Annotated in this window: 23 protein-coding genes; 16 read left to right on the top strand and 7 right to left on the bottom strand. The window is 70.9% G+C overall.

All coding sequences use genetic code 11. The annotated features are described in order from the left end of the window. The first annotated feature begins 62 nt into the window (after window positions 1-62). Genes ACZ7J0_RS28155 through ACZ7J0_RS28145 form a run of 3 tightly spaced genes read left to right on the top strand, consistent with a single transcriptional unit; the run spans window position 63 to window position 3,237 of the window. A complete protein-coding gene (locus ACZ7J0_RS28155) occupies window positions 63-1,046 on the top strand; it encodes a S1C family serine protease (protein ID WP_470891961.1) in 984 nt (327 codons plus the stop codon). Window positions 1,047-1,066: 20 nt separating this feature from the next. Then, window positions 1,067-1,819 (top strand): response regulator transcription factor, encoded by a 753-nt coding sequence (locus ACZ7J0_RS28150; RefSeq protein WP_470891959.1) that lies wholly within the window; start codon window positions 1,067-1,069, stop codon window positions 1,817-1,819. Beyond that, a complete protein-coding gene (locus tag ACZ7J0_RS28145) occupies window positions 1,816-3,237 on the top strand; it encodes a sensor histidine kinase (RefSeq protein ID WP_470891957.1) in 1,422 nt (473 codons plus the stop codon). Before ACZ7J0_RS28150 ends, ACZ7J0_RS28145 begins: the two co-directional genes overlap by 4 nt. On the opposite strand, the gene ACZ7J0_RS28140 is transcribed toward ACZ7J0_RS28145, so the two are convergent. Both ACZ7J0_RS28140 and ACZ7J0_RS28135 read right to left on the bottom strand, forming a co-directional pair. Continuing rightward, window positions 3,217-4,074, bottom strand: coding sequence for a phosphatidylinositol-specific phospholipase C (locus tag ACZ7J0_RS28140; RefSeq protein ID WP_470891955.1), 858 nt, complete (start codon window positions 4,072-4,074; stop codon window positions 3,217-3,219). The genes ACZ7J0_RS28145 and ACZ7J0_RS28140 overlap by 21 nt on opposite strands. A 152-nt stretch (window positions 4,075-4,226) precedes the next feature. Then, window positions 4,227-6,038: a bifunctional metallophosphatase/5'-nucleotidase gene (locus ACZ7J0_RS28135; RefSeq protein ID WP_470891953.1), complete on the bottom strand. Its 1,812-nt coding sequence runs from the start codon at window positions 6,036-6,038 to the stop codon at window positions 4,227-4,229. Between the two features lie 263 nt (window positions 6,039-6,301). Between ACZ7J0_RS28135 and mshD the strand changes: the two genes are divergently transcribed. From mshD to pstB, 11 genes are all read left to right on the top strand, one after another. After that, complete coding sequence (gene mshD, locus ACZ7J0_RS28130; RefSeq protein ID WP_470891951.1) at window positions 6,302-7,228, top strand: mycothiol synthase; 927 nt, start codon at window positions 6,302-6,304, stop codon at window positions 7,226-7,228. 124 nt (window positions 7,229-7,352) lie between these two features. Beyond that, window positions 7,353-7,742 (top strand): GntR family transcriptional regulator, encoded by a 390-nt coding sequence (locus ACZ7J0_RS28125; protein ID WP_468712670.1) that lies wholly within the window; start codon window positions 7,353-7,355, stop codon window positions 7,740-7,742. Beyond that, entirely contained in the window at window positions 7,739-8,608 is an 870-nt protein-coding gene (locus ACZ7J0_RS28120; RefSeq protein ID WP_470891949.1) for an ABC transporter ATP-binding protein, read from the top strand. The genes ACZ7J0_RS28125 and ACZ7J0_RS28120 overlap by 4 nt, the downstream gene beginning before the upstream one ends. Continuing rightward, on the top strand, window positions 8,605-9,579 hold the full coding sequence (locus ACZ7J0_RS28115) for a hypothetical protein (RefSeq protein WP_470891947.1): 975 nt from the start codon (window positions 8,605-8,607) through the stop codon (window positions 9,577-9,579). The genes ACZ7J0_RS28120 and ACZ7J0_RS28115 overlap by 4 nt, the downstream gene beginning before the upstream one ends. A 214-nt stretch (window positions 9,580-9,793) precedes the next feature. Next, window positions 9,794-12,034 carry an RNA degradosome polyphosphate kinase gene (locus ACZ7J0_RS28110; RefSeq protein WP_470891945.1) on the top strand — a complete coding sequence of 747 codons (2,241 nt, stop codon included), beginning with the start codon at window positions 9,794-9,796 and terminating at the stop codon, window positions 12,032-12,034. Then, window positions 12,021-13,004, top strand: coding sequence for a CHAD domain-containing protein (locus ACZ7J0_RS28105; RefSeq protein WP_470891943.1), 984 nt, complete (start codon window positions 12,021-12,023; stop codon window positions 13,002-13,004). Before ACZ7J0_RS28110 ends, ACZ7J0_RS28105 begins: the two co-directional genes overlap by 14 nt. Next, window positions 13,001-13,408, top strand: coding sequence for an NUDIX hydrolase (locus ACZ7J0_RS28100; RefSeq protein WP_470891941.1), 408 nt, complete (start codon window positions 13,001-13,003; stop codon window positions 13,406-13,408). Before ACZ7J0_RS28105 ends, ACZ7J0_RS28100 begins: the two co-directional genes overlap by 4 nt. A gap of 502 nt (window positions 13,409-13,910) precedes the next feature. Next, entirely contained in the window at window positions 13,911-15,044 is a 1,134-nt protein-coding gene (gene pstS / locus ACZ7J0_RS28095; RefSeq protein ID WP_470891939.1) for a phosphate ABC transporter substrate-binding protein PstS, read from the top strand. Between the two features lie 101 nt (window positions 15,045-15,145). Then, window positions 15,146-16,141: a phosphate ABC transporter permease subunit PstC gene (gene pstC / locus ACZ7J0_RS28090; protein WP_470891937.1), complete on the top strand. Its 996-nt coding sequence runs from the start codon at window positions 15,146-15,148 to the stop codon at window positions 16,139-16,141. 91 nt (window positions 16,142-16,232) lie between these two features. Then, window positions 16,233-17,312: a phosphate ABC transporter permease PstA gene (pstA, locus tag ACZ7J0_RS28085; protein WP_470891935.1), complete on the top strand. Its 1,080-nt coding sequence runs from the start codon at window positions 16,233-16,235 to the stop codon at window positions 17,310-17,312. Between the two features lie 24 nt (window positions 17,313-17,336). Then, the gene (pstB, locus tag ACZ7J0_RS28080; RefSeq protein WP_470891933.1) at window positions 17,337-18,113 is read left to right on the top strand and encodes a phosphate ABC transporter ATP-binding protein PstB; all 777 of its coding nucleotides are present in this window, start codon (window positions 17,337-17,339) and stop codon (window positions 18,111-18,113) included. Between the two features lie 112 nt (window positions 18,114-18,225). On the opposite strand, the gene ACZ7J0_RS28075 is transcribed toward pstB, so the two are convergent. Together ACZ7J0_RS28075 and ACZ7J0_RS28070 are read right to left on the bottom strand one after the other, a co-directional pair. Next, the gene (locus ACZ7J0_RS28075) at window positions 18,226-19,224 is read right to left on the bottom strand and encodes an inorganic phosphate transporter (RefSeq protein WP_470891931.1); all 999 of its coding nucleotides are present in this window, start codon (window positions 19,222-19,224) and stop codon (window positions 18,226-18,228) included. A 6-nt stretch (window positions 19,225-19,230) separates the two neighbouring features. Further along, complete coding sequence (locus ACZ7J0_RS28070; protein WP_468712624.1) at window positions 19,231-19,851, bottom strand: DUF47 domain-containing protein; 621 nt, start codon at window positions 19,849-19,851, stop codon at window positions 19,231-19,233. Between the two features lie 194 nt (window positions 19,852-20,045). Between ACZ7J0_RS28070 and ACZ7J0_RS28065 the strand changes: the two genes are divergently transcribed. Continuing rightward, window positions 20,046-20,411 carry a metal-sensitive transcriptional regulator gene (locus tag ACZ7J0_RS28065; RefSeq protein WP_470891929.1) on the top strand — a complete coding sequence of 122 codons (366 nt, stop codon included), beginning with the start codon at window positions 20,046-20,048 and terminating at the stop codon, window positions 20,409-20,411. A 21-nt stretch (window positions 20,412-20,432) separates the two neighbouring features. Here the strand turns inward: ACZ7J0_RS28065 and ACZ7J0_RS28060 are convergent, their stop codons facing one another. Together ACZ7J0_RS28060 and ACZ7J0_RS28055 are read right to left on the bottom strand one after the other, a co-directional pair. Then, the gene (locus ACZ7J0_RS28060) at window positions 20,433-20,597 is read right to left on the bottom strand and encodes a hypothetical protein (RefSeq protein ID WP_468712629.1); all 165 of its coding nucleotides are present in this window, start codon (window positions 20,595-20,597) and stop codon (window positions 20,433-20,435) included. Between the two features lie 174 nt (window positions 20,598-20,771). Next, the gene (locus tag ACZ7J0_RS28055; protein WP_470891927.1) at window positions 20,772-21,599 is read right to left on the bottom strand and encodes an SCO4651 family lipoprotein; all 828 of its coding nucleotides are present in this window, start codon (window positions 21,597-21,599) and stop codon (window positions 20,772-20,774) included. A 153-nt stretch (window positions 21,600-21,752) separates the two neighbouring features. On the opposite strand from ACZ7J0_RS28055, the gene ACZ7J0_RS28050 reads away from it, so the two are divergent. Beyond that, window positions 21,753-21,920 (top strand): hypothetical protein, encoded by a 168-nt coding sequence (locus ACZ7J0_RS28050; protein ID WP_470891925.1) that lies wholly within the window; start codon window positions 21,753-21,755, stop codon window positions 21,918-21,920. A 63-nt stretch (window positions 21,921-21,983) separates the two neighbouring features. Here the strand turns inward: ACZ7J0_RS28050 and ACZ7J0_RS28045 are convergent, their stop codons facing one another. After that, a complete protein-coding gene (locus ACZ7J0_RS28045; RefSeq protein ID WP_470891923.1) occupies window positions 21,984-22,691 on the bottom strand; it encodes a phosphatase PAP2 family protein in 708 nt (235 codons plus the stop codon). Window positions 22,692-22,718: the final 27 nt, after the last annotated feature.

Genomic DNA, 22,718 nt, shown 5'->3' with positions numbered 1-22,718 from the left:
TCTTTCCGGGTTCTCAGACCGTCCTCAGACGGTTCTCATGTACGGCTCCGAGAGTCCTAGCCATGACGGACTACTACCGCCGCAGCGGCGAAGACGGCACCCCGTACCCCTCCGAGCCGGCCGGCGCCTTCCCGCCTCCGCCTCCCTACGCCCCCGGGCCCACGCACGCCGCGCCGCGCGCCAAGCGGCCCGTGGCGCTGCTCGCCGCCGTGGCGATCCTGGCGGCGGTCGTCGGCGGCGGCGCCTCCGTGCTCGTGAACGAGTTCACCGACGGGGGCACCGGCACGTCGCGAAGCGGCGTCTCGGGTACGACCGTGTCGCAGAGCAGCAAGGGGACCGTCGCCGGGGTCGCCGAGGCCGTCTCTCCCTCCATCGTCGAGATCAACGCGACCTCGAACGCGGGCAAGTCCACCGGCTCCGGGGTGATCATCACCGGGGACGGCGAGATCATCACCAACAACCATGTCGTCTCCGGCGCCCAGTCCGTCAAGGTCCGGCTCAGCGACGGCACGACCTACGACGCCGAGGTCGTCGGCACCGACCCCGACAAGGACCTCGCGCTGATCAAGCTGAAGGGCGCGAAGGGCCTGAAGGCCGCCACGCTCGGGGACTCGTCCAAGGTGAAGGTCGGTGACGAGGTCGTCGCGATCGGCTCGCCCGAGGGCCTCACCGGCACGGTCACCAGCGGGATCGTCTCCGCCCTCGACCGCGATGTGACCGTCGCCAAGGACGAGGGGGGCGGGCAGCCGCAGCAGGATCCCCGCCAGGGCTGGCCGTTCGAGTTCGGCGGGCAGCAGTTCAACGGCGACACCGGCTCGTCGAAGACGACGTACAAGGCCCTGCAGACCGACGCCTCGCTCAACCCCGGCAACTCCGGCGGCGCCCTGATCAACATGAACGGGGAGATCATCGGCATCAACTCGGCCATGTACTCGCCCAGTTCCTCGAGTGGCTCCAACGCGGGCAGTGTCGGCCTCGGCTTCGCCATCCCCGTCGACACCGTCAAGGCGGACCTGGAAAGCCTGCGCTCCGGCGGCGACAGCTGAACGCGTGCGAGGCTGATTCCATGACGACGCCGCCCCCGCACGCCGCCGAGCCCGACCGCATTCTCGTCGTCGACGACGAGCCCGCCGTCCGGGAGGCGCTGCAACGCAGCCTCGCCTTCGAGGGGTACGGCACCGAGGTGGCCGTGGACGGGATCGACGCCCTCGCCAAGGCGGAGGCGTACGCGCCCGACCTGATCGTCCTCGACATCCAGATGCCCCGGATGGACGGGCTGACGGCCGCCCGGCGGATCCGGGCGGGCGGCTCGACCGTGCCGATCCTGATGCTGACCGCCCGGGACACCGTCGGCGACCGGGTCACCGGCCTGGACGCGGGCGCCGACGACTATCTGGTCAAGCCGTTCGAGCTGGACGAGCTGTTCGCGCGGATCCGGGCGCTGCTGCGGCGCAGCTCGTACGCGGCCGGCGCGGGGGAGCTTCCCGGCGCCGACGCCGACGTGCTGTCCTTCGCGGATCTGCGGATGGACCTGTCGACGCGCGAGGTCACCCGGGGCACCCGACGCGTGGAGCTGACCCGGACGGAGTTCACGCTCCTGGAGATGTTCCTGACGCATACGCGTCAGGTGCTCACCCGGGAGCAGATCCTCAAGGCCGTGTGGGGCTTCGACTTCGAGCCGAGCTCCAATTCCCTGGATGTGTATGTGATGTACCTGCGGCGCAAGACCGAGGGTGGCGGCGAACCGCGCCTGGTGCACACGGTGCGCGGGGTGGGGTACGTGCTGCGGGCCGGCGGCGCCGCGGGCGGTGACGGATGAGGGGGCTGACTGGGCGGTTCCGGACGCTGCCGCTGCGGTCCAGGCTGGCACTGCTGACGGCGACGGCGGTCGCGGTGGCGGTGGCGGCGGTCTCCGCGGCGTGCTGGTTCGTGACACGGGCGCAGCTCACGCAGGAGTTCGACGCGACCCTGCGCAACAGCCGGTTCCCGGAGGGAACGGTGCAGGGGCTGCTGGCCTCGTGCGCGGCCGGGGGCGACTCGGCGGTGCCGTCGGCGCCCGTCGGCTACACCATGCGGATCGTCCTCGCCAACGGCACCACGTGCATCAACGGCTCTTCCCCGATTCCCGCCGACGCGAGCGACATCGCGGTGGCGCGCAGGGTGATCCCGGACGTGCTGCACACCTCGACCGCCCAGGACGGCACGGAGATGCGGGTCTACACCTATCCGTATCCGTACAACGGCCGGGATCTCGTCGCGGTCTCGATCGCCCGCCCGCTGACCGAGATCGAGAACTCGATGTCCACGCTCGCCTGGGTGCTCCTGGCCGTGTCCGGGGGCGGCATCGTCGGCGCGGGGGCCGCCGGTCTGTGGGTCGCCCGGGCCGGGCTCAAGCCCGTGGACCGGCTCACCGGGGCGGTGGAGCACGTGGCCCGTACGGAGGATCTGACCGTCCGCATCCCGGTCGAGGGCGAGGACGAGATCGCCCGGCTGTCCCGGTCCTTCAACTCCATGACCGCCGCTCTGGCATCCTCCCGCGACCGGCAGGCGCAGCTGATCGCCGACGCGGGACACGAGCTGCGCACCCCGCTGACCTCGCTGCGGACGAACATCGAACTGCTGGCCCGCAGCGAGGAGACTGGCCGGGCGATCCCGCCCGACGACCGCAGGGCGCTGATGGCGTCGGTGACCGCGCAGATGACGGAACTGGCGTCGCTGATCGGCGACTTGCAGGAGCTGTCACGGCCGGACGCGGTGCATCCGGGCCCGCTGGAGGTGGTGGGGCTGCACGACATCGTGGGCGCCGCCCTGGAGCGTGCGCGGCTGCGCGGCCCGGAGCTGACGATCACGGCGGCCGTGGACCCCTGGTTCGTACGGGCGGAGTCGGCGGCCCTCGAGCGGGCGCTGGTGAACGTGCTGGACAACGCGGTGAAGTTCTCGCCGCCGGGCGGCACGATCGAGGTCACGCTGGCGGACGGGGAGCTGACCGTACGGGATCACGGGCCGGGGATCGCCGACGAGGAACTGCCGCACGTCTTCGAGCGGTTCTGGCGTTCTCCGTCGGCCCGCAGCCTGCCGGGCTCGGGGCTCGGCCTGTCGATCGTGGCCCGTACGGTGCAGCACGCGGGCGGCACGGTGTCGCTGACGGCGGCCGAGGGCGGCGGCACGAGCGCGGTGATCCGGCTCCCGGGCGCGCCGACGCCACCGCCGCCGGTGTCAGTTGTGGCGGATGAGTGACTCGATGAGGCCGGAGCGGGTCTGCGGGAAGTCCATCGGGACGATCCCGAGGCCCTTCCAGCCGCCCGCCTCGCCGCCGTCGACGAAGGAGTGGACCCTCGGGTTGAGGCGGTCGGAGTTCCAGCGGGGCGGGAGCAGGGCCGAGGTGGAGACGTAGTTCATGTACAGCCTGCCGGGCTGCTGGACGGCCTTGCGGAAGTGCGCCTCGATCTTCGGGTACTTGGCACCGGGTTCGGCCATGTAGTCGTCCTGGATGTCGAAGAGCGCGCCGTCGCCGTAGCGGACACCGGGCAGTCCGCCGTTGTCGGCGAGGAGGACGACCTTGCCGCGTGCCTCGCCGAGGGAGGGGAGCCCGTCGCCGATGCGGAAGAGGGGCCGCCAGCCCTTGGTGTCCAGGTAGAGGTCGAAGATCCGGCGGAAGGTGGCGTCGGAGTCCTCGGAGTACTCCTGCTTGACGCGCATCAGGACGGTTTCGGAGGGGTGGGCCGCGAGGAAGTCGCGGCAGGCGATCAGGACGTCGCCGAACATCAGGTTCTGGTAGTACGCGCCGTGGTGGATGGCGAAGGAGTCGCCGGTGACCCGGCACCGCACGTCCAGGAAGCGGATTCCGCTGTTCAGCTGCTGGGCGATGGTGGTGTTCTGGCAGGCGACCCAGAGACCGCCGTAGCGGGCTCCGGAGTCGTGGGTGCCGGGGATGGTGAGCTGCCGCAGCGGGGTGGCGTCGCCGTGGCCGGCCATCCAGTCCTGGACGCCGAGGGCCGACGCCGGGGCGGAGGCGCCGATGAGGGCGGTCGCGGAGACGGCCAGGGCACCGGCGAGAAAGCTTCGTCGCTCCATGAAGCGGGATTATGACGGGTCCACGTCAAAAAGCACCAGGGTCCGGACGCCGTCCCCGGCGCGAAGAACGCGAAGAACGCGACGAAGGGGCGGCGGACCTCGTGTCCGCCGCCCCTCCCCCCGCGCTCGGGCCTACTTCATGGGGTGGTCACCTACTTGATGACGGTGATCCGGCCCGTCGCCGGCGGCGCCAGCGGGGCGCTCGCGCTGGAGTGGGCCGCCAGGTAGGCGGTGAACAGGTCCAGGTCGGACGCGCCGACCAGCTTGTTCTTGTGCTCCTTCAGGACGGCGAAGCCGTCGCCACCGCCCGCGAGGAACTCGTTCATCGCGACCCGGTAGGTCTTCGCCGGGTCGATCGCCTCGCCGTTCAGCTTCACCGAACCGGTCACGATCCGGTCGGCGCCGGTCTTCGTCATGTCCAGGGTGTAGGTGAAGCCCTTCGAGACCTGCAGGATCTTCGGCGCCGCCTGGTTCGCGCCGCTGACCTGCTGCTGCAGCGCGGTGATCAGCTGGGCACCGGTCAGGTCCACGGCCGTCATCATGTTGGTGAACGGCTGGACGGTGTAGGCCTCGCCGTAGGTCACCACGCCGTCGCCCTCGCTGCCGGACGCCTTGTGCACCAGGGGCGCGCGCACGCCGCCCGGGTTCATCAGCGCGAGCTGGGCACCGCCCTTGTCGGCCGGGGTCATGCCCTCGAGCTGCGCGTCCGCGATCAGATCGCCCAGGGGCTTCTCGTACGCGTCGGCGGGGTTGTCGATGTCACCGGCGATGTAGCCGACGGGCCGTGAGGCGATCGGCGCGGCCAGCGCGTTCCAGCGGGTGATCAGCCGGGTCATGTCCTCGGCCTTGGCCACATCACGCGTCACGACGTGGTTCGCGGAGGCGACGGCCGTACGGACGATGTCCTTGGTGCGGCGGTCGTAGGTGAGCGTCGTGTCGGTGTAGAGCCGGCCGAAGGACGCCGCCGAGGTGACCGTGCGCGGCTTGCCCGACGGGTCGGGGATGCTGCACGCGTACGCCTGGTGGGTGTGACCGGTGACCAGGGCGTCGACCTGCGGGCTGACGTTCTTGGCGATGTCGACGATCGGGCCGGAGATGCCGTCGCCCGGGCCGGGGCTGTCGCAGTTGTAGTTGTACGACCCCGAGGCCGGCAGCCCGCCCTCGTGCAGCAGGGCGACGATCGACTTGACGCCCTTGCGCTCCAGCACCTTGGTGTACTTGTTGATCGTCTCGACCTCGTCGCCGAACGAGAGGCCCTTGATGCCCTCGGCGGAGACGATGTTCGCCGTGCCCTCCAGGGTCACGCCGATGAAGCCGATCTTGACCCCGTTCTTCTCCCAGATGAAGTATGGGTCGAGCAGCGGCTTGCCGGTCTTCTCGTCCGTCACGTTGGCCGCGAGGTAGGGGAACTTCGCCCCCTTGAAGGTCTTGCCCTCCTCGTAGCAGCCGCCCGTCGGGTGGCAGCCGCCGTTCTGGATCCGGGCCAGCTCCTTGGCGCCCTCGTCGAACTCGTGGTTGCCGACGGAGGTCACGTCCAGCTTCAGCCGGTTCAGGGCCTCGATGGTCGGCTCGTCGTGGAAGAGCCCGGAGACCAGCGGGGAGGCGCCGATCATGTCGCCCGCGGCGGCGGTGATGGTGTACGGGTTGCCCTTGCGGGCCTCGCGCAGGTGCGTGGCGAGGTACTCGACACCGCCCGCGTCGATGGTCTTGGTGGTGCCGTCCGCGTTGGTGTGCGTGACCCGCCCGGACGAGCCGGCCGGCGGCTCCAGGTTTCCGTGCAGATCGTTGAAGGAGAGCAGCTGCACATCGGCGTAGCGCCCCTGCCCGTATCCCCCGCCCCCGGTCCCGGTGGTCTCGGACGCCCCCGCGGGCAGCGCCGCGACGAGCGCACCCAGGGTGGCGATCCCCGCGCCGGCGGCGAGTATCCGCCGGGCCGCTCGGTTCTTCTGCGGTGTCGCTGACATCTGTCCCCTTGTGATTCAGCGTGTCTCTTGTGTGGCCAGCGCAAGTCTGGCCAGCGCAGCCTAGGGTCAACGCGCGTAGCGCAACAGGGGGGCGCGGGTTACGAGCTGGTTGCCTTTGAGGACGGCGGGGCTGCTGGGGCGCCCGGTCGGGGAGGGATCCGGCGCCCCGAGGCGGGGGGTGGCGGTCCCCGATCGGGGTGGCGCGAGAGGCCGCTGGCCCGGTCGCCGTCGGCCCGGCTGCCCTCCGCCGTACGCTCGTACGTATGACGACTGACGCACCAGCAGCCCTTGAGCCAGGACGGCAGATCCACACCCTCGACGAGCTGGGCCCGGACCAGGTCGAGCAGGTCAACGACCTGCTCGCGGCGGCCGCCCGCGCCGACGGCATGCAGGCCGTGTCCGAGCAGGGCCGGCTGTACCTGCGCGGCGGCCGGCGCGAGGGCGTACGGCACTTCCTGCTGACCGTCGGCTCCCAGCTTCTCGGATACGCCCAGTTGGAGGACACCGACCCGGTGGAGGCACCGGCCGCCGAGCTGGTCGTCCACCCCGCGCACCGCGGCCGCGGCCACGGCCGGGCGCTCGGCGCCGCGCTCCTGGCCGCGACGGGCAAGCGGCTGCGCGTCTGGGCGCACGGCGGCAAGTCCGCGGCCCGCCATCTCGCGCAGGTTCTCGGCCTGACCCTGTTCCGCGAACTGCGCCAGCTGCGCCGTTCCTTGAGCCCGCTGAACATCCCCGAGCCGGCGCTCCCCGAGGGGATCACCGTGCGCACCTTCGTACCGGGCCAGGACGACGCCGCCTGGCTCGAGGTCAACGCGGCCGCCTTCGCCCACCACCCCGAGCAGGGCTCCCTGACCCAGCGGGACCTCGACGACCGCAAGGCGGAGCCCTGGTTCGACCCGAAGGGCTTCTTCCTGGCGGAGAAGGACGGCGGGCTCGTCGGTTTCCACTGGACGAAGGTGCACGCCGAGGAGCGGCTCGGCGAGGTCTACGTGGTCGGCATCAGCCCGGACGCGCAGGGCAGCGGCCTCGGCAAGGCCCTGACGGCGATCGGGCTGCGGCACCTGGCGGCGCAGGGGCTGCCGACGGCGATGCTGTACGTGGACGCCGACAACACGGCGGCGGTGACGGTGTACGAGCGCCTGGGCTTCGTGACGCACGAGGTGGACCTGATGTACCGCACCGAGTCCTGAACCGGTGAACCCGGCGGGCTGACCCGACACGGCAACCCCGCGCGATGAGGGGGCGGTTGACACCGCCCCCTCTTTTGCACCACCCTTTCACTACTCAATTAGTGAAAGGGTGGTGCAAGGGATCGTGGTCGAGTACCGCATCGACCGGCGCAGCGGCGTCGCCACCTACCTCCAGATCGTCCAGCAGACCAAACAGGCCCTCCGCCTGGGCCTGCTGGAACCCGGCGACAGGCTGCCCACCGCCCGCGAGGTCGTCGAGGCGACGGCCATCAACCCGAACACCGTGCTCAAGGCCTACCGCGAACTGGAACGCGAGGGCCTCGTCGAGGCCCGCCGGGGCCTCGGCACCTTCGTACGGAAAACCCTGGGCAGCGCCCCCGCCGACTCCCCGCTCCGCTCCGAACTCGACGCCTGGGCCCTCCGAGCCCGCGCGTCCGGCCTCGAACGGGACGACGTGGCCGCGCTCTTCACTTCCGTACTCGACGCACACTTCAAGGGGGACGACGACCAGTGACCTCATCGGTCATCGAGGCGCACGGCCTCGGCAAACGCTACGGACGACGGCGCGGCTGGGCGCTCAGGGACTGCTCCTTCCGGCTCCCCGCCGGTCGCGTCTGCGCCCTCGTCGGACCCAACGGCGCCGGAAAGTCCACGCTGCTCGCCCTCGCCGCGGGCCTGCTGCGGCCCACCGAGGGCGCTCTCCACGCCCCGTCGCGTGAGCGGCTGGCGTACGTCGCCCAGGCCAAACCGCTCTACCCCCAGCTGACCGTCGACGAGACGCTCAGGATGGGCCGCGAACTCAACCCGGGCCAGTGGGACGAGGCGACCGCCCGGCGGATCGTGGACGACGGCCGCCTGGAACCCACGGCCCGGATCCGCACGCTCTCCGGCGGCCAGCGCACCCGCGTCGCGCTCGCCCTCGCGCTCGGCAAGCGTCCAGAACTGCTGCTGCTCGACGAGCCGATGGCCGACCTCGACCCCCTGGCGCGCCACCAGCTCATGGGCACGCTCATGGCCGACGCCGCCGAACGCGGCACCACGGTCGTGATGTCCTCGCACATCCTCACCGAGCTCGAGGGCGCCTGCGACTACCTCCTCCTCGTCGACGGCGGCCACATCCGCCTCGGGGGCGCCATCGACGACATCCTCGCCGCCCACACCCTGCTGACCGGCCCGGTCGCCGACCTCGCCCCGCACACGGTCGTCGAATCCCGCACGACGGGCCGCCAGCTCACCGCGCTCATACGCCCCGAGGGCCCGGTCGAGGGCCCCTGGCAGACCACCGAACCCTCCCTGGAGGAGCTGTTGCTGGCCCATCTGCGCTCCCCCGAGGCCCCTGTCCTGCTGACGCCGAGCGCGGAAGCGGTGAAGTCGGCATGAGCGCGATCGCCCTGAAGGGTCCGGAGTGGGTCGCCGTACGCCAGCACCGGCGTGCGCTGTGGTGCGCCCTCGCCCTGGTGGCGCTCGCCGCCGCCGCGCTGATCACCTCACGGCTGTGGGCGGACAGCGCGGAGGAGGCGCTGCGGGCCGCCGGTTGCGCCGTGGACAGCGCCGAACAGACCTGCTTCCAGCCCGCCCGCGACTACACGGACACCCGGTGGTTCGCCCGCAACCTCCTCGAGTACGTCGCGCTCGGCATGCTCGTCCTGCCCGGTGTGGTCGGCGCGTTCGTGGCCGGCCCGATGATCGCCCGTGAGCTGGAGAGCGGCACCCACGCGCTGGCGTGGACCCAGTCCATCACCCCGGCGCGCTGGCTCGTCGCCAAGCTGGCCGTGCCCGCCGTGTGCGTCCTGTCGGGCGCCTCACTGCTGAGCCTGCTCTTCCACTGGTCCTGGTCGACCGGCCCGTCCAACGACTTCCCCACGTACTGGTACGAGCCCACCATGTTCGTCTCGTACGGCACCGTGCCGGTGGCCCACGCCCTGCTCGGACTCGCCGTCGGAACACTCACCGGCCTGCTCGTACGCCGGACGGTGGCCGCCATGAGCTGCGCCGCGCTGCTCACCGGTCTGCTCCTGGCCGCCTTCGCCGCCGTGCGCGCGGGGCTCTGGCCCCTCCAGACGCTGACGGGCCACGATCTGTCCCCTCGGGGGAGTACCTGGCAATTGCGCAGCGGCATGCTCACGGCCTCCGGGGAGCGGGTCCTCTGGGAGGACTGCTGGGCCACCGTGCGACCGGGCCAGGACGTGAACGGCTGCATGGCGTCACGCGGCGGTGTCGTCGACTTCCTCGACGTCCATCCGGCGTCCCACTACTGGCCGCTCCAGCTGATGGAGACGGGCATCGCGCTGGCGGTCGCGGCCCTGGCGGTCTTCGCGGCCTTCAGGGTGCTGGGGGCGCGGCACGCGTGAGGGGGCACCGGGGCGGGCTCGCGGGGGCGCCGGCGCACCTCGGGGGCCCGCCCCGATATCCCGCACGTCATGTGACCGTTACCGGCCATTCAGACACGCTTGCAACGCTCACCGAATGAAGCCCGCCGTGTCCGCGCTCCCCAAGGGGAGACTTCCCTCCACCACGGCCCGCTCCGACGCGCCCGACCACCCCTTCGCGCGGAAGAATAGGGCCATGAGCCAGCAGCCCGCCGAGGTCCCGGTCCAGTCGTCCGCTTCCGTCGCCGCCCAGCCCTCCGTCGGCTCCATAGCCGCGCACCGGACCCACACCGTGGCCACCGGGCCGACCAACGGCCTGGAGCCGGACATCGACGCCGATCTCGACGCGTACGAGGAGGACGGCTTCGACGCCGAGCTCCCCCACGGCCGCTTCCTCGACCGCGAGCGCAGCTGGCTCGCCTTCAACGAGCGGGTGCTGGAGCTCGCCGAGGACCCGGCGACCCCGCTCCTCGAAAGAGCGAACTTCCTCGCGATCTTCGCGTCGAACCTGGACGAGTTCTTCATGGTCCGCGTGGCCGGTCTCAAGCGCCGCATCGCCACCGGCGTCGCGACGCGCTCCGCGTCCGGCCTGCAGCCCCGCGAGGTCCTGGAGCAGATCTGGACCCGCTCGCGCGAACTCATGGCCCGGCACGCGGCCTGCTTCCAGCAGGACATCGCGCCCGCGCTCGCCGACGAGGGCGTCCATCTCATCCGCTGGCCCGAGCTGACCGAGAGCGAGCAGGCCCGGCTGTTCACGCTCTTCCGGCAGCAGATCTTCCCGGTCCTCACCCCCCTCGCGGTGGACCCGGCGCACCCCTTCCCGTACATCTCCGGGCTCTCGCTCAACCTCGCCGTCGTCGTCCGCAACCCGGTCAGCGGCCACCGCCACTTCGCCCGCGTGAAGGTCCCGCCGCTGCTCTCCCGGTTCCTGGAGGCCTCTCCTCAGCGGTACGTGCCGCTGGAGGACGTCATCGCGGCGCACCTGGAGGAGCTCTTCCCGGGGATGGAGGTGCTGGCCCACCACATGTTCCGGGTGACCCGGAACGAGGACCTGGAGGTCGAGGAGGACGACGCCGAGAACCTCCTGCAGGCCCTGGAGAAGGAGCTCATGCGGCGCCGGTTCGGACCGCCGGTGCGCCTGGAGGTCGAGGAGTCCATCGACCCGTACGTCCTCGACCTGCTCGTACGCGAACTGAAGGTCTCCGACGCCGAGGTCTACCCGCTGCCCGGACCACTGGATCTCACCGGCCTGTTCGGCATCGCGGCGCTGGACCGGCCGGAGCTGAAGTTTCCGAAGTTCATCGCCGGCACCCACCGGGACCTGGCGGAGGTCGAGTCCGCGTCCGCCCCCGACATCTTCGCCGCCCTGCGCGAACGGGACGTCCTGCTGCACCACCCGTACGACTCGTTCTCCACCTCCGTCCAGGCCTTCCTGGAGCAGGCGGCGGCCGACCCGGACGTCCTCGCGATCAAGCAGACGCTGTACCGGACCTCCGGCGACTCCCCGATAGTCGACGCCCTGATCGACGCGGCGGAGTCGGGCAAGCAGGTCCTCGTCCTCGTCGAGATCAAGGCCCGCTTCGACGAACAGGCCAACATCAAGTGGGCCCGGAAGCTGGAGGAGTCGGGCTGCCATGTCGTCTACGGCCTGGTCGGCCTGAAGACGCACTGCAAGCTGTCGCTGGTGGTCCGCCAGGAGGGCGAGACCCTGCGCCGCTACTCCCACGTCGGAACCGGCAACTACCACCCCAAGACGGCCCGCCTCTACGAGGACCTGGGGCTGCTGACCGCCGACCCGCAGGTCGGCGCGGACCTCTCCGACCTCTTCAACCGGCTCTCCGGCTACTCCCGTCGCGAGACCTACCGGCGTCTGCTCACCGCCCCCAAGTCCCTGCGCGACGGGCTGGTCTCCCGGATCAACAAGGAGGTCACCCACCACCGGGCCGGGCGGCCGTCCTACGTGCGCATCAAGGTCAACTCGCTGGTCGACGAGGCCATCATCGACGCCTGCTACCGCGCGGCCCAGGCCGGTGTACCGGTGGACATCTGGGTCCGCGGCATCTGTGCCGTACGCCCCGGAGTCCCCGGCCTCTCCGAGAACATCCGGGTCCGCTCGATCCTCGGCCGCTTCCTGGAACACTCCCGGATCTTCGCCTTCGGCAACGGTGGCGAGCCGGAGGTCTGGCTGGGCAGCGCCGACATGATGCACCGGAACCTGGACCGGCGGATAGAAGCCCTGGTCCGCGTCTCCGACCCGGCCCACCGCGCCACGCTCTCGCGGCTGCTGGAGACCGGGATGTCCGACACCACCTCGTCCTGGCACCTGGGCCCGGACGGCAACTGGACGCGGCACGCCCACGACGCGGAGGGCCAGCCGCTGCGACATGTCCAGGCGATGCTCATAGACGCGCGGAGGCGCCGGCGTGCACAGCCCTGAATACACGCGTGACGTGACGGCGGGGGAGGTCCTGGCGCCGTATCTCCACGCACAGGCGGCGGACTTCCTGCGGAGCCTGCGAGTCCACGCGGAGGCCGGCGCGGACACGTCGGGCGCGGAGCGGGCCACCCGGGCGCTGCGGGGTGCGGCACGGCGGATCAGCGGAACGCTGCACACCTTCCGCCCGCTGCTCGACGCGTCCTGGGCGGACCACCTGCGGTCCGAACTCGCCTGGCTGTCCGGCACGCTCGCCCTCGAGCACGCCTGCACGTCCCGGCTCGTCCGCCTGGTGGACGCGCTGTCCCGCCTGTCGGGCGTGAGCGGGCCCGTGCCCGCCGCCCGGGGAGCGGACGGCGGCGGACTGACCGTGGGCGCCGCGCGGGCTGGGGCGCTCCTCGAACGGCAGCTGACGCTCGCCCGGACACGGGCCCACTCCGCGGCGCTCCAGGCCCTCGGCTCGTCCCGCTTCCACGCGGTCGCGGACGCGGTCGCGCTGCTCGCCTCCGAGGTCCCGCTCGGCCCGGCGGCGGCGGCCCCCGCCCTGGAGGTTCTCGACGTGCCGGCCGAAACGGTCGAACGGCGGCTCCTCGACGCGGTGGCGGCGCTTCCGCTGGGCCGCGCCGCGCATCCGTACAACGCGGACGCCCTGGCGCTCTCGGCCGGTGAGGCCCAGGACGCGCCCTGGCACCAGGCACGGCTGCTGCTGCGGCTCCACCGGTACGCGGAGGAGGTCCGCACCGGCGGCGATCCGGACCCCGTGCTGTACGAGGCCGGGCGCGCCCTCGACCGCCACCGCGACGCCTCGGACGCGGCGTCCGCGGCCTCGACGGCGGCCCGCACCCCGCGCATCGCCCCGGCCACGGCCTACGCCCTCGGGGTCCTCCACGCCGACCAGCGCCACGAGGTCGAGGCGGCCCGCTTCGCCTTCCAGCACGCCTGGCGGCAGCGCGCGACGGTCGCGGTCCCATGACGGTCCTGGCGGCCGGGTGCGTGCTGTGGCGACGCTCGCCGTACGGGGACGGCGGCATCGAGATCTGTCTCGTCCACCGGCCGAAGTACGACGACTGGTCCCTGCCGAAGGGCAAGCTGAAGCGGGGCGAGGACGCGCGGAGGGCGGCCCTCCGCGAAGTCCTCGAGGAAACGGGCCACACCTGCGCCCTCGGCTCCCGCCTCCCGACCGCCCACTACCTGGCGAACGGCCGCCCGAAGGAGGTCTCCTACTGGGCGGCGGAATCGACGGGCGGCACCTTCACCCCCACCGCAGAGGTCGACCGCCTCCTCTGGCTCCCCCCTGCGGCAGCCCACCACCGCCTGACCCACCCCCGCGACCGGCCCTTGGTGGACGCGCTGCTGAGGACCCTGTCGTCGGCGTAGCCCGGTGCCTGGGCGCCAGGCAGGCGTTGAGGCGCGCCGAGGAGCGCCGGGCGCGCAGGCCGCCAACCCAGGCCGGGCCGGGAGAGACCCCGCGGCGGCGCGGGCTCGCGACCAGCGGCCACCGAAAGCCGCCACCGGCCGGGCAGGCCGCGCCCTGTCGGTCGCCGGCGGTGCGACCACCGCCTCGACGGGGAAACCGGCGCCGCGAGGCGGGTCCCGGAGGCCGCCCCAGGGCCCACGGTCGCCATCCGCGCCCCCGCCGCCCGCCGCCGAAACCCCACCGCTCCCCCACCCCTCCGGCCGCCCATCGCCCCGGCACCGAGGCGACCGGCACGGTTCACTTCCCGTTCATCCTTCCCCGTCGGCCGCTTCACCTGTTCTGCCTAATTTCGGCCTTACACGGTGCCCGGCAATGCGCCGCACCCACCACCCCGACACACGCCGCCGTACAACGTCAGGACACAGGTCCACGGCAGGCGGCTTCTGGAAGGAACACCCGAAAGTGAAGCTTTCGCGCAAGATCGGGCTTCGCGCCACTGCGGTCGGTGCCCTTGTCGTCTCCGGCGCCCTGGCCCTCACGGCGTGTGGTTCGGACAACAACACGGGCACCAAGGACGGCGGCACCAAGACCTCCGCCGCCTCGAACATCAAGTGCGACGGCGCCAAGGGCCAGCTCCTGGCCGCCGGCTCCACCGCGCAGAAGAACGCCATGGACCTCTGGGTCAAGAACTTCCAGGCGGCCTGCTCCGGCGTCGAGGTCAACTACCAGGCCATCGGCTCCGGCGGCGGCATCACCAAGTTCAACCAGGGCCAGGTCGCCCTCGCCGGCTCCGACTCCGCCCTGAAGGAGGAGGAGGTCGCCGCCTCGCAGAAGGTCTGCAAGGACGGCAAGGGCATCAACCTCCCCATGGTCGGCGGACCCATCGCCATCGGCTACAAGCTGGACGGCGTGGACAACCTCGTCCTCGACGCCCCCACCCTCGCCAAGATCTTCGACGACAAGATCAAGAAGTGGAACGACGAGGCGATCGCCAAGCTCAACCCCGGCGTGAAGCTCCCCGACACCGCCATCCAGGCCTTCCACCGCTCGGACGAGTCCGGCACCACCCAGAACCTGGGCAAGTACCTGAGCCAGGCCGCCCCGGCCGACTGGAAGCACGACCCGAAGTCGAAGTCGTGGCCCGCCCAGGGCGGCCAGGCCGCCAACGGCTCCTCCGGTGTCGCCTCCGCGGTCAAGGACGCCAACGGTGCGATCGGCTACTTCGAGCTCTCCTACGCGACCGCCGGCAAGATCAGCACGGTCAAGGTGAACACCGGCGCCGCCGCCCCGGTCGAGGCCACCACGGCCAACGCCTCCAAGGCCATCGCCGCCGCCAAGGTCAAGGGCACGGGCAACGACCTGGCCCTGAGCCTCGACTACGCGACCAAGGCCGAGGGTGCCTACCCGATCATCCTGGTCACGTACGAGATCGCCTGCGACAAGGGCAACAAGGCGGAGAACCTGCCGACCCTGAAGGCGTTCCTGAACTACACCGCCAGCGAGGAGGGCCAGAAGGTCCTTTCCGACGCCGGCTACGCCCCGCTCCCGGCGGAGATCGCGGCGAAGGTCCGCGCGATCGTCCCCACCCTGTCCTGATCCCTGCCGGGACCGGCCCGTCCACACCCCTGACGGGCCGGCCCGGCATCCGGTGCACCGCCGCCAGGAACCCGTGAGGGTTCCGCAGACCGGAGATTCCGATGGTTACGACGACCAACCAAGTACCACCGCCCAGGCGCTCCGACATACGCGCCGAGCGGTCCAAGAGCACGACCCGCCCCGGTGACCGGATCTTCCTCGGCCTGTCCCGCGGGTCCGGCATCACCCTTCTGGTGATCATGGCCGCGATCGCGGTCTTCCTGACCTACCGCGCCGCCCTCGCCATCTCGAAGGACGACGCGAACTTCCTCACCACCTCCGAGTGGAACCCGGCGGGCCAGCCCCCGGCCTTCGGCATCGCCGTCCTCGTCTTCGGCACGATCGTCAGCTCGGTCATCGCGATGGCCATCGCCGTCCCGGTCGCCATCGGCATCGCGCTGTTCATCTCGCACTACGCGCCGCGCAGGCTCGCCGGCCCGCTCGCGTACATCGTCGACCTGCTCGCCGCCGTGCCCAGCATCATCTACGGCCTGTGGGGCGCGATCTTCCTCGTCCCGTACCTCGACGGCCTCAACAAGTGGCTCGACGAGTACTTCGGCTGGACGTACATCTTCGACAAGGCCGGCGAGGGCCTCGCGCGCAACCTCTTCACCGTCGGCATCCTGCTGGCGATCATGATCCTTCCGATCATCACCAACGTCACGCGTGAGGTGTTCCTCCAGGTCCCGAAGATGCACGAGGAGGCCGCCCTCGCCCTCGGCGCCACGCGCTGGGAGGTCATCCGGCTCTCGGTCCTCCCCTTCGGCCGCTCCGGCATCATCAGCGCCTCGATGCTCGGCCTCGGCCGCGCCCTCGGCGAGACCATGGCCGTCGCCGTGGTGCTCTCGCCGAGCTTCGTCATCTCGGCGCACATCCTCGACCCGGGCGGCGGCACGTTCGCCCAGAACATCGCCGCCAAGTTCAACGAGGCCAACGAGTTCGGCCGCGACGCGCTGATCGCCTCCGGTCTGGTGCTCTTCTTCATCACGCTGCTGGTCAACGGCGCGGCCCGGTGGATCATCGCCCGCCGCAAGGAGTACTCGGGGGCCGCCGCGTGAACGACGCACGCTCGGCCGCCGTGCCGCAGACAACGACGAAACCCGCACCCCTGTGCCGCGCGGGCGGAGAAGAGAACGTAAGGGGAGCAGCATGAGCCAGAGCCACGCCGTCCAGGACCGCCCGGTCGCGAGCGCCGTCCGCCACGACCCGCTGCGCCACGCCCGGCTCCCCCGCTGGACCCCGCTCGGCATCGCCGCCGGATCGATCGCCGCCGGCGCCGGACTCGGCGTCGCCGCGGGCTGGCACAGCCGCGTCCAGTGGGGCATGATCGCCGCCCTGATCTTCGTCGCCGCGACCTACCTGCTCACCGCCAAGGTGGAAGGCGGCCGCCAGGCGAAGGACCGGGTCGCCACCAGCCTCGTCTGGGTGTGCTTCATCCTCGCCGTCGTACCGCTGCTGTCCCTCGGCTGGGTCACCATCAGCAAGGGCCTGGAGGTCCTCGACCCGTACTTCCTCGGCCACTCGATGAACGGCGTCCTCGACGCCGAGACCGGCGGCGGCATCTACCACGCGCTGCTCGGCACCATCGAGCAGGTCGGCATCGCGACCCTGATCGCCGCGCCGATCGGCATGCTGACCGCGGTGTACCTCGTCGAGTACGGACGCGGGAAGCTCTCCCAGGCCGTCACCTTCTTCGTCGACGTGATGACGGGCATCCCCTCGATCGTCGCGGGCCTCTTCATCCTGGCCACCTGGAATCTGATGCTGGGCTTCGGGCCCTCCGGATTCGCCGGCGCGATGGCCCTGGCCATCCTGATGATGCCGGTGGTCGTCCGCTCCACCGAGGAGATGCTCAAGCTCGTCCCCAACGAGCTGCGCGAGGCCTCCCTCGCCCTGGGCGTCCCGAAGTGGCGGACGATCCTGAAGGTGGTCCTGCCCACCGCGATCGGCGGCATCACCACGGGCGTCATGCTCGCGGTCGCCCGCATCACCGGTGAGACGGCCCCCGTGCTGCTCCTGGTGTTCGGTACGAAGCTGATCAACCCGAACCCCTTCGAAGGCGCTCAGGCCTCCCTGCCGCTGTACGTCTACGAGCAGTACGCGGTGGGCACCGACGCATCGGTCGCCCGCGCCTGGGCAGCCGCCCTCGTGCTGATCGCCTTCGTCATGCTCCTCAACCTGGTGGCCCGCGGCATCGCCCGCTGGAAGGCCCCGAAGACCGGCCGCTGACGCGGTCGATTGGAAGTGATTCACATGGCCAAGCGAATCGACGTCAGCGGCCTCTCCGCCTACTACGGCGCCCACAAGGCGATCGACGACATCTCGATGACCGTCGAGCCCCGCTCGGTGACGGCCTTCATCGGCCCGTCCGGCTGCGGCAAGTCCACGTTCCTGCGCACCCTGAACCGGATGCACGAGGTCACCCCCGGCGGGCGCGTCGAGGGCAAGGTGATGCTGGACGACGAGAACCTGTACGGCTCCCACGTCGACCCGGTCGCCGTGCGCCGTACGGTCGGCATGGTCTTCCAGCGCCCGAACCCGTTCCCCACCATGTCGATCTTCGACAACGTCGCGGCGGGCCTGCGGCTGAACGGCAAGTACCGCAAGAGCGAGCTCAACGACATCGTCGAACGGTCCCTCAAGGGCGCGAACCTCTGGAACGAGGTCAAGGACCGTCTCAACAAGCCCGGCTCCGGTCTCTCCGGCGGCCAGCAGCAGCGTCTGTGCATCGCCCGCGCGATCGCGGTCGAGCCGGACGTCCTGCTGATGGACGAGCCGTGCTCGGCGCTCGACCCGATCTCGACGCTCGCGATCGAGGACCTGATCGGGGAGCTGAAGGAGCGCTTCACGATCGTCATCGTGACGCACAACATGCAGCAGGCGGCGCGCGTCTCGGACCGCACGGCGTTCTTCAACCTGGCGGCCGTGGGCCAGCCGGGCAAGCTCATCGAGCTGGACGACACCGAGCGGATCTTCTCGAACCCGTCCGTCCAGGCGACCGAGGACTACATCTCCGGCCGCTTCGGATAGACGACAGGGACTTGCAGTGCTGCATGGCGGTGCCACTGCAAGGCGAAGGGCCCGCCCCCTCTCCCGGGGGCGGGCCCATTCTCGTTCTCAGGTGCGTACTGGCGACCCGCGGTCAGCCGAAGAAGAGCTGCACCACGAAGTAACTCACCGCCGCCACGATCGCCGCCGCCGGCATCGTGATGAACCAGCCCATCACGATGTTCTTGGCGACACCCCAGCGCACCGCGCGGGAGCCCTTCGTCGAGCCCACGCCCATGATCGCCGAGGTGATCACATGCGTCGTCGAGATCGGCGCGTGGAACATGAACGACGCCGTGTACATCACCGACGCCGCCGTCGTCTCCGCGGCGAAGCCCTGCGGCGGGTCCAGTTCGATGATGCGGCGGCCCAGCGTCCGCATGATGCGCCAGCCGCCCGCGTACGTACCCAGCGACAGCGTCAGCGCACACGCGACCTTGACCCAGATCGGAATGGCGTCGCCCGCGGTCTGCACATCGGCGATGACCAGGGCCATCACCACGATGCCCATGGTCTTCTGCGCGTCCTGGAGGCCGTGTCCGAGCGCCATGCCCGCCGCCGAGACGGTCTGGGCGATCCGGAAGCCTCGCTTCGCCTTGCTCGGGTTGGCCTTACGGAAGATCCAGAGGATCGCCACCATCACCAGGTAGCCGAGGATGAGCCCGACGAACGGCGAGATGAACATCGGGATGACGACCTTCTCCAGGACGCCGGTCCAGATGACCTCGGTGCCGCCCGCGAGCGCCGCGCCCACCATGCCGCCGAACAGCGCGTGGGAGGACGACGAGGGCAGCCCGAAGTACCAGGTGACCAGGTTCCAGACGATCGCGCCGATCAGCGCGGCGAAGAGGATGCCCATCCCCTTCGAGCCCTCGGGCGTCTGGATCAGGCCCTCGCTGACGGTCTTGGCGACCCCGCTGCCCAGGAAGGCACCGGCGAGGTTCATCACGGCCGCCATCGCGAGCGCCGCCCGCGGGGTCAGCGCCCGCGTCGAGACCGAGGTCGCGATGGCGTTCGCCGAGTCGTGGAAGCCGTTCGTATACGTGAAGCCGAGCGCGACACCGATGGTCACGATCAGCGCGAAGGTGTCCACGAAGCCTCAGGACTCCTTGACCGCGATGGTCTCCACCGTGTTGGCCACGTGCTCGAACGCGTCGGCCGCCTCCTCGAGCACATCCACGATCTGCTTGAGCTTGAGCACCTCGATGGCGTCGTACTTGCCGTTGAAGAGCGTCGCGAGCAGCTTGCGGTGCACCTGGTCGGCCTGGTTCTCGAGGCGGTTGACCTCGATCCAGTAGTCGGTGAGGTTGTCCATGGTCCGCAGGTGCGGCATGGCCTCGGCGGTGAGCTCGGCGGCTCGCGCCAGCACCTCGATCTGCTGCTCGACGCCCTTGGGCAGTTCCTCGACGTTGTAGAGGACGACCAGGTCGACGGCCTCCTCCATGAAGTCCATGATGTCGTCGAGGGACGAGGCGAGCTTGTAGATGTCCTCGCGGTCGAACGGCGTGATGAACGAGGAGTTCAGCTGGTGGAAGATCGCGTGGGTGGCATCGTCCCCCGCGTGTTCCGCCGCCCGCATCCGCTCCGCGATCTCGGCCCTGGCGGAAGCATCCGCACCGAGCAGTTCCATCAGGAGCTTCGAGCCCGTGACGATGTTGTCCGCGGACGCGGCGAACATGTCGTAGAAGCTCGTCTCCCTGGGGGTCAGACGAAATCGCACGTGGGGTCCTCGGGGTGCATGGGTTTCGGTCAGGCTGATGCTAGGCGCATCATCCGGCCACGGCTAACCGGCGTCCCTTCAGTGTCGCCCATCAGGCACAGTGTTCCGCACGGGCCCCCGCAGCGATAGGCGGGGATCGGTACCATATACCCACGCGGGGTATACACACCCTTTCTGGACAACGGGAGGACGCGATGACGACCACCGAGGCGACCGGCCCCACGGTCACGGACGAGGTCACCGAGGTCACGGGCGCGGCGACCGACCACGACCACGGGGTGCACGGGTACCACAAGCAGAAGGACGAACACCTCAAGCGTCTGCGCCGGATCGAGGGGCAGATCCGCGGCCTGCAGCGGATGGTCGACGAGGACGTCTACTGCATCGACATACTCACCCAGGTCTCGGCGTCCACGAAGGCACTGCAGTCCTTCGCGCTGCAGCTCCTGGAGGAGCATCTGCGCCACTGCGTCGCGGACGCGGCGCTCAAGGGCGGCGACGAGATCGAGGCGAAGGTCGAGGAGGCCACCAAGGCCATCGCCCGCATGATGCGCACCTGAGCCGCCCGGGCGGCGCGGACCTCAGCGCTCGGCCCGGTCGGCGGTCACCTTCAGCACCTCGTCGATACGGTCGGAACTGAGCCGTTCCCCCGCCGCCGCGGCGGCCGCGATCATCAGCTCACCGCACAGCTCGATCTCGGCGAGGGCGACGTGGTCCTGGACGGTTGTCGTACTGGGCGGTGCCACGTGCGTTCACCTCTTCCAGCCGGTGTCGACTTCCTAGCGTAGGGACCGCGGCACACACCGCGCATGGCACGTCCGGACCATTCTTCCGGCCCCACAGGGCCCACCCCGGACCACCGTTTTCCGGCCAAGGGGCCCCATGCCGCCCACACGCGCCGTGGCGGGACCGCTCCCGCGTCAGGCCTTGATCTTCCCGGCGTAGATGTCCCTCGGATCGGGAAGCCGTACGTCCACCGGGGAGCCGAAGGCGTACAGCAGGGTCGTCGACGCGACCGCGACCGAACGGCCCTGGTTGACGAAGCTGAACTGGTGCCGCACCTTGCGCAGCCGCCCCTCCTCGTCGATGTACGCGTCGAACGGCACGCTGTCCTTGGCGAACCCTTTCGCCGCCGCGGCGAGCGCGCCGCGCAGCTGGGGCGACGCGGCCCGTGCGGCATGACCGATGTCGGTGGTCCCGCGGTAGTGCCGGACCTTCACCCCCGCGAGCTCCTCCTCGCCGGCGAAGGTCACCTGCCGCGCACCGCGCAGCAGTTCGGCGGCGGCCGCCGGGTCGGTGGCGCCCCCGGTGACCAGGTTGCCGTCCTCCAGGGTCGTCGTGTCGACCCTGACCCACTTGTCGTCGGGGACGCCCGCGCCGCGGTTCTTCATGTACAGAGCGCCGGGGGCGAGGAGTTCGGTGATGGGCCGGTGTTCACTGGCCCCTGCGGCGTCCTTGGGAAGGACGACCTTGAGCTGCCCGAGCCGGCGGCGGAAGTCGTAACCGCCCTCGCCCCGGATGGTGACCCGGGTCCCGCCGGTCGCCATCTCCATGGACGTACGCGCCTTGGACGTACCGGACCTGAGCAGTACGTCGGACGCCGCCCGCACCGTGCGCCCGGGGTCCGTGTCGCCGCCGCCCGCTCTGGCCCCGGCCGCCTCTCCGGCGCACCCGGCGGCCATCGCCCCCATCACGGCGACGGTGACGGCGAACGCCCCGCCCTTGAGCCTGTGCTGCTGCACCACCATCGCCTGCCAACCCCCAACGCCCGACCGCCGCTTGCCCGAGAGCCCCACCCGTCCCCTGGGTCCGGGGACCTGGGGACAACCCATCCGGATAACGACTGCCCCGGCTCCCCGTCACGCGGGCGGTGGACGCCGTGGGCCGAGTACCGTGGAACCGTGCATCAGCAAGCCCCACCCGACGACAGCCCCATACACCGGACCACCACCGTCGAACGTGGCTCGTTCTGCATCGCCCGGTGCAGCTGCGGCTGGACGGGGCCCGCGCGCCGCTCGCGCGACCGGGCCCGCACGGACGCGGCGCAGCACCACGAGCCGGGCGTCTGAGGACGCGGCGAGGCCGGACCGCGAGGCCGCGCAGCGGGGGGCCGGCGGCGTCCGACAGTGGCGTCAGGCCGCCAGGTCGTTCTCGCCGCTGCCGAGGTGGGCCTCGGGGATGTCCAGGGCCTCGGGCCGCTCCAAGGCCGGCGCGCGCCGGGAGCGTACGAGCCGGCCGGCCGTCCCGGACCGGGCGAGGGCCGAGACGAGCGGGGTCAGCAGGGCCAGCGCGAGCGGGGCGAGCAGCAGCACGGCCGCCGTGCCGAGCGCGAACCCGCCGATGACGTCGGTGGGGTAGTGGACGCCCATGTAGACCCGGCAGAAGCCCTCGGCCAGGGCGAGACCGATCGCGGCGAGGCCGAACTTCCGGTGCGCGACGAAGATGCCGACGCCCAGCGCCATGGCCAGGGTGGCGTGGTCGCTCACGAAGGAGAAGTCGGTCTTGCCGGCGACGAGGACCTCGAGGCCCTCGTGGTCCAGGAACGGGCGGGGCCGTTCCACGAAGCCGCGGATGGGGATGTTGATCAGCAGGGCGATTCCGGCCGCGAGCGGCGCCCAGACCAGCCCGGCGACGGCGCTCACCGAGTCGGACGGCGCACCGCGCCGGCGGACGCTCCACCAGCACCAGAGCACGACGAGCACCATCGCGAGCATGATTCCGTACTCGCCGACGAACTCCATGACCCGGTCGAACCACGACGGAGCGCTGCGCGCCAGCCCGTTGATGTCGTAGAGCAGGCCGACATCGGGGTTCGAACCGTCCGATGCGAGTCCAGCCATCTGCTGAGGCCCCTTGCCTTGTCGCCT

The organism is Streptomyces sp. NPDC038280 (genome assembly GCF_055600045.1).
The sequence above is the reverse complement of the archived record's forward strand: the minus strand, read 5'-3'. Positions and strand labels throughout refer to the sequence as shown.

Excerpts from the sequence above, each read along its gene's own strand:
- pstC (WP_470891937.1), top strand. The coding sequence starts at position 15,146 with ATGGTTACGACGACCAACCAAGTACCACCGCCCAGGCGCTCCGACATA.
- ACZ7J0_RS28100 (WP_470891941.1), top strand. The coding sequence starts at position 13,001 with ATGACGGTCCTGGCGGCCGGGTGCGTGCTGTGGCGACGCTCGCCGTAC.
- pstA (WP_470891935.1), top strand. The coding sequence starts at position 16,233 with ATGAGCCAGAGCCACGCCGTCCAGGACCGCCCGGTCGCGAGCGCCGTC.
- ACZ7J0_RS28145 (WP_470891957.1), top strand. The coding sequence starts at position 1,816 with ATGAGGGGGCTGACTGGGCGGTTCCGGACGCTGCCGCTGCGGTCCAGG.
- pstB (WP_470891933.1), top strand. The coding sequence starts at position 17,337 with ATGGCCAAGCGAATCGACGTCAGCGGCCTCTCCGCCTACTACGGCGCC.
- ACZ7J0_RS28150 (WP_470891959.1), top strand. The coding sequence starts at position 1,067 with ATGACGACGCCGCCCCCGCACGCCGCCGAGCCCGACCGCATTCTCGTC.
- ACZ7J0_RS28155 (WP_470891961.1), top strand. The coding sequence starts at position 63 with ATGACGGACTACTACCGCCGCAGCGGCGAAGACGGCACCCCGTACCCC.
- ACZ7J0_RS28055 (WP_470891927.1), bottom strand. The coding sequence starts at position 21,599 with ATGGTGGTGCAGCAGCACAGGCTCAAGGGCGGGGCGTTCGCCGTCACC.
- ACZ7J0_RS28135 (WP_470891953.1), bottom strand. The coding sequence starts at position 6,038 with ATGTCAGCGACACCGCAGAAGAACCGAGCGGCCCGGCGGATACTCGCC.
- ACZ7J0_RS28065 (WP_470891929.1), top strand. The coding sequence starts at position 20,046 with ATGACGACCACCGAGGCGACCGGCCCCACGGTCACGGACGAGGTCACC.
- ACZ7J0_RS28110 (WP_470891945.1), top strand. The coding sequence starts at position 9,794 with ATGAGCCAGCAGCCCGCCGAGGTCCCGGTCCAGTCGTCCGCTTCCGTC.
- ACZ7J0_RS28140 (WP_470891955.1), bottom strand. The coding sequence starts at position 4,074 with ATGGAGCGACGAAGCTTTCTCGCCGGTGCCCTGGCCGTCTCCGCGACC.
- ACZ7J0_RS28115 (WP_470891947.1), top strand. The coding sequence starts at position 8,605 with ATGAGCGCGATCGCCCTGAAGGGTCCGGAGTGGGTCGCCGTACGCCAG.
- mshD (WP_470891951.1), top strand. The coding sequence starts at position 6,302 with ATGACGACTGACGCACCAGCAGCCCTTGAGCCAGGACGGCAGATCCAC.
- ACZ7J0_RS28045 (WP_470891923.1), bottom strand. The coding sequence starts at position 22,691 with ATGGCTGGACTCGCATCGGACGGTTCGAACCCCGATGTCGGCCTGCTC.